This window comes from Fundidesulfovibrio sp. YSD1, from assembly GCF_055397115.1.
The window spans coordinates 419,001-431,959 of sequence record NZ_AP043666.1 but is presented as its reverse complement, the minus strand read 5'-3'; the positions used below and the strand labels follow the sequence as shown (position 1 = coordinate 431,959).

Sequence of the window (12,959 nt, the reverse complement as noted above, 5' to 3'; positions counted from 1 at the left end):
GCGTGGTGGGCCCACCAGGATTCGAACCTGGGACCACCCGGTTATGAGCCGGAAGCTCTGCCAACTGAGCTATAGGCCCCCATGCTCATGTCTGAATCAGGACTCATAGCTTCCCAGTGTGGTCATGTCAACCTGTTTCGTTTCGAACGCCGGAAAAAAACGGCATGTTTCAGGAACCCTTGGCCGCCCTGGCCGGGCATTGCTCCTTGAGCCAGGTGATGGCGGACTTGCCCGCCAGCGCCCCCTCGCCCACGGCCACGGCGATCTGGAGGAACCCGCCCGTGCAGTCCCCGGCCGCGAACACGCCCTCGACGTTGGTCTTCATCTCCGGGTCCACCTCGAGGAAGTTGCCCTTGCGCGAAACGCCCAGGGTGTAGGCGAAGTCCGTGGAGGAGGCCTCGCCCAGGGCGATGAACAGCCCGTGGGCAGGCATGGTCCTGCCGCTTGCGAGCGTCAGGGATTCGAGCCCCGGGTTGCCGGAAAGCGCCGTGACGTTCTCGCGCACCACCTCGATGGAGGCTGCCTCCAGCCTGGCCATGAACTCCGGCGGGATGGCGGGCTCCTTGCCCAGGGTGCAGACGCGCACGTCCGGTGTGTAGTTCAGCAGCTCCAGGGCCTGGTTGGCCGCGAAGATGCCTTCGCCCGCCACCACCACGGGCTTGCCCCTGAAGAAGTAACCGTCGCAGGACACGCAGTAGGACACGCCCTTGCCCTCGTAGTCCGCGAGCCCCGGGATTTTCGGCTTGTTGCGGCTCACGCCCGTGGCCAGGATCACGGCGCAGGCCGAGTACTCGCCCGCGTCCGTCTTCACCGTGAAGCCGCCCTCGTCCCCGTGGTGCACGGAGAGCACCTTCTCGCGCCTGACCTTCACCCCGAAACGCTCGGCCTGCCTGAGGCCGCGCTCCATGAGCTCACGGCCGGTGATGGTCTCCTCGAAGCCGAAGTAGTTGTCTATCTCGTAGTCGCCCGCGATCTTGGGCTCGCAGCCGATGACGACCGTGTCCATGCCCGCGCGGGCGGTGTAGATGGCGGCGGAGAGCCCTGCCGGGCCCGCGCCGACGATGACGCACTGGGTCTTTTCCATGACTGAAGCTCCTGGGCCGGTCCGTAAGTTGCAAAAACTGTCTCCCAGTATAAGCCTTTGCCGGAAAAAAGGAAGGGCTATGCCGGGTTACGCGCGGGACACGCTTTTGGAGGCTGTCCGGAATTACGGGATTTCCGAGGGTTGTTGCCACCGCGTGCGTTTCATCGTAACATCCTGGCAGAGTTGAGATTAGAAACTAGAAGGATTTCGTGCCCCAAATGAAACAGGCTCCTTTCGTTACCGGAGACGGGCAGCTGGTGGAAGCCAGCGTCATCCATTTCAACCAGGAACTCGCGGCCCCCCAGCTGTTCGGGACCATGCGCTTCAGCCAGGTTTCCGACGCCCTGCGCGGGCTGGTGCGAGACATGGCCGACAGGGCCAGGCAGTCCGGGCGCCCCCTGGAGGACTTCCTCGACATCAGCGGCCGCAGCGGCCACTCGCGCATAGGCATCGACATACACCTGGGCGAGGGCGAGCCCGTGATCTCCGACGCGGGCAAGTGCATCGAGCTGCCCGTGGTGGTCACGGCGCTGAACAAGCACCTTGCCGAATCGCTCTCCAACCTCCAGGCCCTGGCCAAACGCTCGCCCGTGGACATCGGGCGGCTCTTCGTGCCCATGGGGCAGCACCTGGGCCGCTCCGAGGTGATGGCGGCGCTCGAGCGCGAGGAGCTCCTGCTGCCCGAGCACTACGAGATCGGCCCGGACGGCGTGGTGGAGATTCCGCTGGAGAACGTGCGCTACATCATCTCCCAGAGGCTCATCTCCATCCCCAACAACTTCAACGAGATGATCGTGCGCGGCAAGCACGGCCTGTCCATGTTCCAGCAGCCCGCGCCCTCGGGGCTGCCCGAGGTCATCGCGCCCAAGGAGTTCATGGTCAGCGCGGTGCGCATCTCGCTTGGGCCCTACATGGCCTTCATCTCGCGCCAGCTCTCCAACCCGGCGGTGTTCCACCTGGCCTCCAGGCTCCTGGACGGCGTGCGCACCACGGGCATCGGCACGCTGCGCCAGGCCGAGATCTACAACAAGGGCGACGACCCCGTGGACTGCCGGGGGCTGCGCATCCGCATCAAGCTCTACCCGGCCGACGAACTGGTGGCCTCAATCTCCTCCCGGGTGCTCAAGCCCGGCAAGGCCACGGCCATCCTGGCCAGGGGCGTGGACTTCGCGGAGATCACCGACATCTTCAACCCCAGCGCCTGCAACGCGCTCTTCGACGAAATATCGCCGGCCCCGGGCCGGGGCGGCATGTACGGGCGCATCCTCATGCCCGGGCGCATCGTGAACATCCCCTGGGAGCAGGAGGACGGCCGCTGGATACCGGAGTTCCAGTGGCGGCTCGTCTACGAGTGCGCGCGCGGCAACGTGCCCGAGTCGGTGCTGGCGGGCGAGGAGATCCCCAAGCGCTTCAGGGGCTTCTTGCAGGACCTCAAGTACGTGGGCGGGGAGCAGAGCCTCTCCAAGGTGTTCGCCTCCGACTCGCTGCCCCCGGTGGACGCCCTGCGCGTGCTCAAGCGCAACGGCGTGGGCGTGGTGGTGATAAAGAGCATCAACATGCGCGCGGGCGGCAACGGCATGAAGCCCGAATACTATTTGGACCAGTCCTCCTACGAGGAACTGGCGCGGCTGTGGCGCGAGGGCATGCGCTTCTACATGATCTTCGGCGACGAGGAGCGCTGTCACGTGCGCGAGTTCAGGGGCGGGTTCTGGGTCAGCGCCGAGGGCAAGGAGCGCATCGCCAAGGTGCACACCACCGTGGCCTTCTTCGGCTCGGCCGTGGATGAAATAAAGCCGCTGCTCTTGCCCCAGTTGGAGACCTTCTTCGCGGCCCTGGCCTCGGACCCCCGCCTGGGCGAGTCCCTGGCCGTGGCCCACGGCAGCGGCCCCGGCGTGATGAAGGCCGTGGACGACGCGGCCGCGCGCCACGGCATCTGCCGCATCGGCGTGGGCATCGACGGCGAGAGGATCGGCCAGGAGACCAACTTCTCCCCCGAGGCCGTGGTGCAGTTCGTGAACATCGCCCTGAACACGCGCCAGGACATCCTGGACCGCCGCTCGCTGTTCAAGGTGTTCAACATCGGCGGCTACGGCACCTGCTACGAGATCAACATGGCGCTCACGTTCATGAAGATCGGCCACTGCCTGCCCGCGCCCTACGTGTTCGTGGACCCGCTCGGGCTGGGCGGCGACGCGGGCAACCTGTGGCGCAAGTCCATCGAGCAGTTCCAGGAGATCTCCACGGCCCACGACGTGGGGTCGGTGGAGATCCCGCCGCTCGGGCCCATGTGGGTGGTCAACTGCTGCCACCTGGTGCGCACCTACGAGGAGGCCCTGGAAGTGATCAAGGCCTTCCTGGACGACCCGGCCGCCTACTGGCGCCAGGCGGGCATCTCCCTGGACAAGGTGGCCTCGGCCAGGGACAACCTGGCGCGCGCCGGGGTGGCCATACCACCCTATATTGACAGGGCTCTGGAAATGGCCGAGGCAAGAGGATAGCCGGGGAGTCCGCCCCGTCCCCGGGGACAACCCGAACACGGTGGAAGCCGTCGCCGCACGGAGCGCTCGATGCGCCTCGATGACCAGATGAGCCGCGAGGAGATCCTCGAAGAGCTGCGCTCCCTGCGCAAGAGCTACGCCGTCCTCCACGAAGGCGAGGAGCTGACTGGCTCGGGCTCCTGGCTTTGGGACATCGAGAACGATTCCGCGCTGTTCTCCCGCCAGTGGCTGGACATCCATGGGGTGGAGCAGGCCGGGCTGTCCATGGACGAGATGTTCACGCTCATCCATCCCGACGACCGCCTGGCGGTGATGGCCGCGCTGCGCGACGCGCTGGACGGGGCCGCCCCCTTCGACATCGAGCATCGCGTCGTGCGCCGCTCCGACGCGGAGACGCGCGTGGTGCACGCGCGCGGGCGGGTGCGGCGAGACCCGTACGGCCGGGCCGCCGCCTTCCACGGGGCGGCCACGGACATCACCGGCCGCGCCCAGGCCGCCAGGGACCTGCGCCGCGCCAACGCCTTCCTGGAGCAGCTCATCGAGTCGGCCAAGACCCTGGTGGTCTGCCTGGACGCCTCGGGCAGGGTGCTCATCTGCAACAAGGCCGTGGAACGCCTCACGGGCTACAGCCGCACGGAGCTCATCGGCACGGACTGGTTCGAGGCGCTCGTTCCCCGCGACCGCTTCCCGGACATCCCCGAGACCTTCCGCTCGGTGCTCCACGACACCGACTTCCCCGAGTTCTACGAAAACCCCGTGGTAACCAAGGGCGGCGTGCTGCGCTTCATCTCCTGGCAGAACAGCCGCTTCCCCGGCGTGGACGGCCAGGTGTTCGTGGTCTCCTTCGGCCACGACATCACCGAGCAGGTCAAGGCCGAGGAGGCGCTCAAGAAAAGCCGAATCCAGGCCGCTCTGCTCTCCGACTTCCTGGAGAACTCGCTCCAGCCCTTCCTGGCCGCCCAGGCCGACGGCCGCATCGCCATCCTGAACAAGGCCTTCGCGGACCTTTTGGGCTACTCCCGGGACGAACTGCTCTGGCTGGACTGGATAGAGGACCTGAGCCCCCCCGAGAACCTGGCCGCCGAGCGCGAGCACCTGGGGCGGCTCACGCAGACGGGCCAGCCCGTGCGCTACGAGAAGGAGTTCCTGCGCAAGGACGGCTCGCGCGTGCCCGTGGAGATGTACGTGCACCTGCACAAGCGCGCCAGCGGCTCCGTGGACTACTGCTACGCCTTCATAAGCGACATGACCGAGAGCAAGGCCAGCCGGGAGCGGCTCCAGGCCGCCCTGGCCGCGGTGGAGGCTTCCAGCAGGGCCAAGAGCGAATTTTTGGCCAACATGAGCCACGAGATCCGCACGCCCATAAGCGCCATCCTGGGGCTGGCCGAACTCTCGCTGCGCGTGCCGGACCCCGAGTCCTCCAGCCAGCACCTGCGCATGATCTCGGAGTCGGCCAAGACGCTCCTGGCCATCATCGGCGACGTGCTGGACCTCTCACGGGTGGAGGCGGGCAAGCTGGAACTCGAATGCAGGCCGTTTCGGCTCGCGGACGTCATCCAGAAGGCCCTGGCCCCGTTCCGTTCGCCCTGCGAGGCCAAGGGGCTGGGGCTCTCGGCCAGGGTGGAGCCCGGCGTGCCAGAATTCCTGCTGGGAGACCCCGTGAGGCTCGGCCAGGTGCTCACCAACCTCCTGGGCAACGCCTGCAAGTTCACCGGCGAGGGCCGCATCGAGGTGGCTGTCGCGCGCATGGCCGCCGTGTCGCCGAGCCTGGCCATGCTGCACTTCTCCGTGGCCGATACCGGCATCGGCATCGCTCCCAGCCAGACCGCGCTCATCTTCGAGAGCTTCCGCCAGGCGGATTCGTCCTATTCCAAGTCCTACCAGGGCGCGGGCCTGGGGCTGGCCATCTGCCGGGAGCTGACGGCGCTCATGGGCGGGCGCATCTGGGTGGAGAGCACGCAGGGGCAAGGCAGCACGTTCCACTTCAACTGCGTGTTCGAGCTGGCCAAGGGCCTGGAGGCCACCTTGCCGCAGGCCCTGGACACGCACCCGGCCGTGTCGCGCGCCCGGGTGCTCGTGGCCGAGGACAACCCCTTCAACCGCCACGTGTTCGAGCAGTACCTGAAGCTTTTGGGGCACGACGTGAAGGGGGTGGCCGACGGCCAGGCCGCCCTGGACGCGCTGCGGCAGGACGAATTCGACATGGTGTTCATGGACGTGCAGATGCCCAAGCTCGACGGGCTGGAGGTCGTCCGGCGCATCCGCTCCGGCGATTGCGGCCTTGCCGCCGCCAGGCTGCCCATCGTGGCGCTCACGGCCTACGCCATGCAGGGCGACCGGGAGCGCTTCCTGGACGCGGGCATGACCGAATACCTTGCCAAGCCCGTGACCCTCGAGTCCATCAAGAAGGCCGTGGAGCGCCTGGCCGGGCAGCACGACGCCCAGGCCGCCCCGCCGCCCGCGACCGGCGTGCCCGACCCGTTCAAGCCGCTGCTCAAGGACTACATCCTCTTCATCCGCGAAAAGACGGACCTCGCCCAGCAACTGCTCGAGGACGGAGACCTGGCCAACGCGGCCAAGGTCGGCCACGACATCAAGGGCACGTCGCTGGCCTTCGGCGTGGAGGGCATCAACCAGGCCGGGGCGTCGTTCGACATGGCCTGCCGCGCGGGCGACCAGGCCGGGGCGTCCGTCTCCCTGGCCGAGATCAGGACCGCCCTTCAGAAGTTCGAGACGGGGTACGCGGTGGGGCAGGGGTGAAGGGGTATTGTTTCCACTCTGATCGGTAAAAGGAGTTGGCCTCCGGAGCCAACGGCCCAGGGTATCCGCGCCCGAATTACAGAAAAAGAAGAGGGGTTGCGACATTCCGTCGCAACCCCTTGAAATCTTTCTGGCGGGCAGTACAGGATTCGAACCTGTGGCCTTTGGCTCCGGAGGCTGGCGGCCCAGATACTCGACGTTCCCACGTCCTACTCTCGTCTTGCTCTCAGAAATTGGTGAAGAATGTGCGAAGTGCCAGTTCGCCCTCTTTTCAAGTTCAGCTGTTAACCTCTGCGTTAACCCCAGTGTCGTCACGATAAACCACACCCACCATGTCTGGCATCTGAATGTCTGCAGCCGCATTGCGGCTGCAACCACTCGCTTTGCACTTCGCCGCTCCCCCTCTCCCACCCCCTGGTCAAAAAGACCAGGGAATGGTCGTCAAGCCGAGTGGGCTTGGCGCTTGCCCTTGTCGGCTGGCCCCGTTCCCTCGGGTCCTTCCAGGGGCATCCCACCATGCGGGCGCTTGCGACCGCAAGACCTCGCGGATTTTCATGGAATAATTCCGCCGGACAAACGGACAAAAGGGGTTCGTTCCCCTCTGACACCCAGTTGTAACGGGTGTCGTCATGAACAATGATAAGCTCATCTGTGGTGGATCTTGTGGTATTGCAGAAGAAGTTCAGAATGCAGTTGTGCAAGAGTCAAGTGCGTTTTGCAGTGTTCAAGGTGGGAGTTCAGATGAATTAACTAGTCATGAAGTTGCAATACATCCTGATGAAATTGAAGCAGCATATTATCAAAACCAGTACGGTGACGCTGATCTAACCATCAAATTGTTTCGCGGTAAGTATGTCCATGACAATACTACCGATGAAACATATAGATTCAATTGTACACACTTTTATAAGGCCAGAAACAAGGAGCTTGTGCATGATATGCGCAAGGTCTCTGACCTTTATGCAAGTCGTGGAATACATTATGCTAAAGCGGCAAAAGAGATTGAGCATGCTGACAAGAAGGACGAATACAATAGGCTGAAGAAATTATCGGCGAATTTCAACGGGCGAGCTTGGTCATTGCTTGATTACCCGAGGGTGACCAAAGTCCTGAAGATAGCCACGTCCGGCCCCAACTCTCTCGGGATATCTGGAGACGAATGGAACCGCCACACCACGCTTCTCCCCTGCGCCAATTGTGTCATTGACCTGGAGACCGGGAAAAAGCTGAAGGCTTCCCCGGAGCAGTTCTTCAACAAAGCCTCGCCAATCGAGTACCGAGGACTTCTCGAAGAATCCGCGCTCTGGGACGAAATCCTGGCCAAGGCGCTTCGGTACCAGGACGACTTGATCGAGTACTTCGGCTGCTTCGCCGGGTCAGCGGCCACCGGGATCCAGACCAAAGACTTCTTCTGCGCCTACGGCCCCGGAGGAAACAACGGCAAGTCGCTCATCTTCGACTGGATGGCGGCAGTGCTGGGCGATTTCTCGGGAACGATTCGCGTGGAGTCGCTCCTGGAGGAGAAGCAAATCCGAGCCAGTTCGGGCGCGACCCCCGACGTTCTCGAGTTTCGAGGCTTGCGCCTGGCCGTGACCTCGGAGGCGCAACGCAACCACCGGTTCTCCCTGGCGAACATCAAGCGATACACCGCTGGCGGCGACCGGTTGAAGGCTCGAGGTCTCTACTCTCGCGAGTCGGTCGAATTCGACCAGACTCACACGCTCCTGCTGCACTCGAACTTCCTCCCCAAAGCCGAGGGCAACGACAACGCGTTCTATGACCGCCTGAAGGTCCTCCCTTTCAAGGCGAAGTTTATCCGCTCCGACGAAGGGCCAGAGCGGCCGTCCGAGCACGTCTATCACGCAATCCCCAGGCACCTCCTGGACAAGCAGTTCAAGGAGATCGCGCCGGCCATCCTTTCCTGGTTCGTTCGCAACGCAAAGAAGTTTCTTGATCGAGGAGGAGTCATGCCTAAGGCGCCGCCGTGCGTGCTGGCAGAGACCAACGAGTACCGCGAGGAGCAGGATCTGGTGGGCCAGTTCCTGCGCGAATGCTGCGACGCGGACCCGGACCACCAGGAGCAGATGAAGGAGCTCTATGACGCGTTCCACAAGTGGTGCGTCAAGGAGATGCGCATCCCTGAGAAGCACGTGAAGACCATGAAGTCGCTGGCTGGCGAACTGAAGATGCGCCCCGACATCGAGAAGATCGAGAGCCGCCTGGTCTTTTACCGCGGCTTACGGATCCGTGACGAGTGGAGGGCGGATTCCCAGAGGGGGCTGTGCTGATGCACCCTTCGCACCATTTCATCAGGGATCGTTGGGAAAGGGTGCAGCCTGTTTCTCCTGAAATGACAGGTTGTTGCCTTTCGACATTCACCCATTCGACCTTTTTACCCTTAAGTAAGGAAATAATAAAAAGTATAGTAGTATTAAGGGACAATAGGTGTTTTTGCGATAGTCGCCGATTGTCGCCTGAAAAGGTCGAATGGTCGCAGTTTCATGCTTATATCATTAACATAGTTTACATTTTCTGTCTTCTGTGCCCGCACGGATGGTCGCATACACCTGCGGGTTCATCTGTCCATTCGCCCATTCGCGGGATTTCCCGTGGAGAAAGGGGGTAGGGGTGATGGGCAAGTCGGAAGACTGGTTCGGCGTCGCCGACCGTGAGCGCATTGCCCTGGAGATTCTCGTGGGCGCGAAGCTCCACGGGGGCAAGGTCGCGGCTCATTGCCCCTTCCACGTGGAGAGCACCCCTGGCGGCGCATTCTTCTACGACCCCGCGAAGGATTGCGGCCATTGCTATTCCTGCGGGCAAGCCTCGGACCTCATCGGGATCTATTGCGCCCTGCAGGGCCGCCCTCTTGACGACACAGCCGGCTTCACGGAATTCCGTGACCGCTTCGCCCCTGAACAGGCGGGCAAACACATCAATCCCCGGCGGCCGTTGCGGGCCAAGCCTCAGCCTCGGGGCTGGACACCCGAGGAGAAGGGCGTCCCTCCGAAAAGGTGGCGCGAGAAGGCGGCTACGTTCGCTCGAGAATGCGCCGAGGTCTTGGAGCGCACCGTCTCGGTGCAGGAGCAGCTGGCGGCCTGGGGCATCCCAATGGACGTGGCCAGGGCCTGCCGCCTGGGTTGGAACGTAAAGGACACGTTCCGGCCGGTGACATCCTGGGGCCTGCCCTTTGCCACCGGCAACGGCGGTCTGGAATCGAAAATCTGGATCCCCGAAGGCCTGGTGCTGCCCTTCGCCAGCGACGGCGAGGTGATCAAACTGCGTATCCGAAGGCCGAACCCAGACACGGGCCCGGAATGGGCCAGGGGCAGACGATACCATGCCGTGGTCGGCAGCTCCACCAGGGTGTCACTCTACGGCGACAAATCCTGGCCTGTGTGGGTGCTGGTTGAGTCGGACCGGGATGCTGCCATGGTCTGGGGCGTCGGCCGCAGGCTCCGTGTGGGAGCGGTCGGGCTTGCCTCAGTGTCGGTCCGGCCGGACGCCGAGGCCGCCGCGGTGCTCCGCAGGGCCGAGCTCATCCTGAACTCCCTGGATCTGGACGCCGCCGGCGCGCAGCACACCCACTGCTTCTGGGAGAAGGAATTCCCCAACGTCCGCCGCTGGCCGGTCCCGCCCAGGTTCGGCAAGGACCCCGGCGACGCGGTGAAGGCCGGTCTCGATATCCGGGAATGGCTTCTCTCGGGTATGCCCTCGTTCGTGCGGCGCGAGGCGGAGAGGGCGGAGAGGCGCGCGCTCTGCCGTGATTCAGCCGAAACCGCAGGTTTGTCCGCCTCCGGAGATCGCGCCGGACTTGTTCAGGCCGTACCGCCAACCTTCGAACCTACCCGTCCCTCTGTGCTTCTTCCATCCTGGATGCACCAGCTTTCCGAACAGGACCTGGACTTTTTCGGCGGCGTCCGCGCTCCGCTTGAGGATCTGTGCGGCCTTATGCGCGAGCTCAGGGTCTATCCTGTCCTGCTGTCCGGAAGGGGGGAGGGGCAGGCTCTGGCTCTTTGGGCAGATGCGGCTGTGGTTCTCGAGCAGGGCATGAAATGGGCGAAGGTGCGCGAGCAGTTCTTCGGCCCATGCCTGGAAGCGGTTCTCGCCCTGATCGATACCGAGCGGTTGCGGGCGGTGGACGGCCGGGACTGCCACGGCGCGCCGGACGGTGACGGCGGGGAGTGGGCGGTGCTGGTGACTGTGGACGGTGGGCTGGCCTTCGAGGGCTGGACCCGCGTGGACTGCTGGAGGCCCGGGTTCAGGTCCGGGGCTCGATGTGAGGAGGGCTGCCGGTCGGAGTTGCAGCTCCTTCCGGCGGCCGGATGAGAGGGCATCCGGCCAGGAAACCCCAGCCCTCCAGCCACGCGTGGCGCGGGGGACGTAGCACGGGGACCGACGGATGGAAAGACTGAGGCTCGAATACTGGGCTGTTGAAAGGCTGAGAAACTACGGGCGCGCCCTGCGCAGCTTCGACGGGGCGACGGTGAAGCGGATGATGGACTCGATAAACGAATACGGCTTCCGGGTGCCGGTGCTCGCCAGGGGGGACGGAGAGGTTGTGAACGGCTGCCTGCGCCTTGAGGCCGCCAGGCGGCTGGGCATGGAGTCCATCCCGGTGGTCCTTGCAGACGGGCTTTCGGAGGCCCAGGTCCGGGCGTTCCGGCTGCTGGTCAACCGCTCCGCCACCTGGGCGTCCTGGGACGATGAGGCCGTCGCCCTGGAACTCGCGGATCTGCGTGACCTGGATTTCGACCTCGGCCTGACCGGGTTCGACATTCCCGAGTTGGACGCGTTGCTCGCGCTCATCCCAGGCATGGGCCGCACCGATCCTGATGACGTGCCTCCTGTTCCGGTAATTCCCTTCACCCGCCCCGGGGACGTGTGGACTCTGGGCGCTCACCGTCTGCTCTGCGGGGACGCCACTTCCGCAGCGGACATGGCCGCCCTGCTCGGAGGGGAGCGACCGGCCCTGGCCGTCACCGACCCGCCGTACAACGTGGCCGTGGAGGGCAAGGCCGGCAAGATCCTCAACGACGACTTGCCCGAGGCGGATTTCCGGGGCTTCCTCGGCCGCGCCTTCTCGGTCCTTTATGAGGTCCTGGCTGACGGGGCTCCCGTTTACGTGGCCCACTCCGACACCGAGGGACTGGCCTTCCGGGATGCCTTCCGGGCCGCAGGCTTCAAGCTGGCCTCATGCCTGATCTGGCGAAAGAACATCCATGTCCTGGGCCGCGCTGACTATCACTGGCAGCACGAGCCCATTCTCTACGGCTGGAAGCCCACCGGCCGCCACTCCTGGTTCGGCGGACGCCGCCAGAGCACCCTGATCGAAGAGCTCCCGGGCGTGCTCCTCCTGGACGACGGCCGCGTGCAGATCCCCGCCGGGGATGACCTGCTCATCCTCTCGGGCCAGGACCTCGTCGTTGAGGTGGTCTCGGGATCGGTGGTGAGCGTGGACAAGCCCGCGCGCAGCGACGCTCACCCCACCATGAAGCCCGTGGCCCTGATCGAGCGCTTCATCCGCAATTCCAGCAGGCCCGGTGCGCTCGTCATCGACCCGTTCGGCGGCTCCGGATCCACGCTCATGGCCTGCGAAACCCTGGGGCGGCCCTGCCGCACCATGGAACTGGATCCGCGTTTCGCCGACGTCATCGTCCGCCGGTGGCAGGCCCACACCGGGCGGGAGGCGGTCCGCCATGACGGCGGCACGTTCGCGGAAGCGGGAGGCGCAGCATGAGCGAGGACCTCAAGCCCATAATCGAACGCAGCGCCGCCACGGACCTGCCCTCCCTGCTCAAGGCCAAGGAGGAGGCCAAGAAACGCATGAGAGACCATCCAACGAAGGACAACATCGACGCGTTCCGCAAGGCCCGGGACGAGGTGAACCTCGCCTCGTCGGAGGTCTCCCCGCCCGGCGGCCGCCTCTTCGCCAAGCGCAAGGACGCCCTGGCCTACCTGCAGGGACGCGGCTTCAAGCTCGGGCGGAGCAAGTTCCATGACGACTGCAAGGCTGGGGCGATCCCCACCGATCCCGAGGGGCGCTTCGAGGAGAAGGTACTCCTGGCCTACGCCGCGAACCTGCCGACCGTGGCCAGGGAGGAGGAGGTCGAGACCACCAAGGCCACCCGGCAGCGCCTTGAGGCGGACGCCGACCACAAGGCGGAGCAGGCCAAGCTGGCCAGGATGCGCCGGTTGAAGCTCGAGGGCGAGCTGATCTCCCGGGCCGAAGTGGAGCGCGGCTTCGCGGCCAGGGCCCAGCACCTCAGGTCGCGGGTCGAGAACTGGGGGACGCTTTTGGGGCCGAAGCTCATCGAGCTGTTGAAGGGCGACCCCTCCACGCTGCCGGCGTTTCTCCGGTTCTGGGAGGAGTCCACGGAGGAGTGGCTGGACGTCTACGCGGCGGACCAGGAGTTCGTGGTGGATCTGCCGGATGACCCGGCCTGAAACCGAAACGGAGGAGTACCAGATGCACGCCGTTCACCCTGAAATCCGCATGGCCCTTGGAATGCCCGAGGCGACGCTCTCTGAGACCTGTGAGCGCATCCGTCAGCTGCGTCAGGTCGAAATTTCCGCGACTCATCTGTTGGCTGTTCGGGCAGACCGGAGGGGTCAGGAAT

At 64.7% G+C, this 12,959-nt stretch carries 7 protein-coding genes and 1 tRNA gene; 6 read left to right on the top strand and 2 right to left on the bottom strand.

From position 1 onward, the window contains the following. Nucleotides 1-3: 3 nt before the first annotated feature. Together ACZ5V4_RS02145 and ACZ5V4_RS02140 are read right to left on the bottom strand one after the other, a co-directional pair. Nucleotides 4-79: transfer RNA gene (locus ACZ5V4_RS02145), tRNA-Ile, on the bottom strand. A 90-nt stretch (nt 80-169) separates the two neighbouring features. Next, nucleotides 170-1,084 carry an NAD(P)/FAD-dependent oxidoreductase gene (locus tag ACZ5V4_RS02140; protein ID WP_464316534.1) on the bottom strand — a complete coding sequence of 305 codons (915 nt, stop codon included), beginning with the start codon at nt 1,082-1,084 and terminating at the stop codon, nt 170-172. Between the two features lie 218 nt (nt 1,085-1,302). Here ACZ5V4_RS02140 and ACZ5V4_RS02135 point away from each other — a divergent pair, with 218 nt between their 5' ends. From ACZ5V4_RS02135 to ACZ5V4_RS02110, 6 genes are all read left to right on the top strand, one after another. Next, nucleotides 1,303-3,582 (top strand): Rossmann fold nucleotide-binding protein, encoded by a 2,280-nt coding sequence (locus ACZ5V4_RS02135; RefSeq protein ID WP_464317803.1) that lies wholly within the window; start codon nt 1,303-1,305, stop codon nt 3,580-3,582. A gap of 69 nt (nt 3,583-3,651) precedes the next feature. Continuing rightward, nucleotides 3,652-6,342 carry a PAS domain S-box protein gene (locus ACZ5V4_RS02130; protein WP_464316533.1) on the top strand — a complete coding sequence of 897 codons (2,691 nt, stop codon included), beginning with the start codon at nt 3,652-3,654 and terminating at the stop codon, nt 6,340-6,342. A 629-nt stretch (nt 6,343-6,971) separates the two neighbouring features. Beyond that, entirely contained in the window at nt 6,972-8,630 is a 1,659-nt protein-coding gene (locus tag ACZ5V4_RS02125) for a DNA primase family protein (RefSeq protein ID WP_464316532.1), read from the top strand. 343 nt (nt 8,631-8,973) lie between these two features. Continuing rightward, the gene (locus ACZ5V4_RS02120) at nt 8,974-10,668 is read left to right on the top strand and encodes a CHC2 zinc finger domain-containing protein (protein ID WP_464316531.1); all 1,695 of its coding nucleotides are present in this window, start codon (nt 8,974-8,976) and stop codon (nt 10,666-10,668) included. A gap of 73 nt (nt 10,669-10,741) precedes the next feature. After that, nucleotides 10,742-12,079, top strand: coding sequence for a DNA modification methylase (locus ACZ5V4_RS02115; RefSeq protein ID WP_464316530.1), 1,338 nt, complete (start codon nt 10,742-10,744; stop codon nt 12,077-12,079). Then, nucleotides 12,076-12,786, top strand: coding sequence for a hypothetical protein (locus tag ACZ5V4_RS02110; RefSeq protein ID WP_464316529.1), 711 nt, complete (start codon nt 12,076-12,078; stop codon nt 12,784-12,786). Before ACZ5V4_RS02115 ends, ACZ5V4_RS02110 begins: the two co-directional genes overlap by 4 nt. Nucleotides 12,787-12,959: the final 173 nt, after the last annotated feature.

Coding starts and splice junctions, on each gene's coding strand:
- ACZ5V4_RS02140 (WP_464316534.1), bottom strand. CDS start 1,084: ATGGAAAAGACCCAGTGCGTCATCGTCGGCGCGGGCCCGGCAGGGCTC.
- ACZ5V4_RS02135 (WP_464317803.1), top strand. CDS start 1,303: ATGAAACAGGCTCCTTTCGTTACCGGAGACGGGCAGCTGGTGGAAGCC.
- ACZ5V4_RS02130 (WP_464316533.1), top strand. CDS start 3,652: ATGCGCCTCGATGACCAGATGAGCCGCGAGGAGATCCTCGAAGAGCTG.
- ACZ5V4_RS02125 (WP_464316532.1), top strand. CDS start 6,972: ATGAACAATGATAAGCTCATCTGTGGTGGATCTTGTGGTATTGCAGAA.
- ACZ5V4_RS02120 (WP_464316531.1), top strand. CDS start 8,974: ATGGGCAAGTCGGAAGACTGGTTCGGCGTCGCCGACCGTGAGCGCATT.
- ACZ5V4_RS02115 (WP_464316530.1), top strand. CDS start 10,742: ATGGAAAGACTGAGGCTCGAATACTGGGCTGTTGAAAGGCTGAGAAAC.
- ACZ5V4_RS02110 (WP_464316529.1), top strand. CDS start 12,076: ATGAGCGAGGACCTCAAGCCCATAATCGAACGCAGCGCCGCCACGGAC.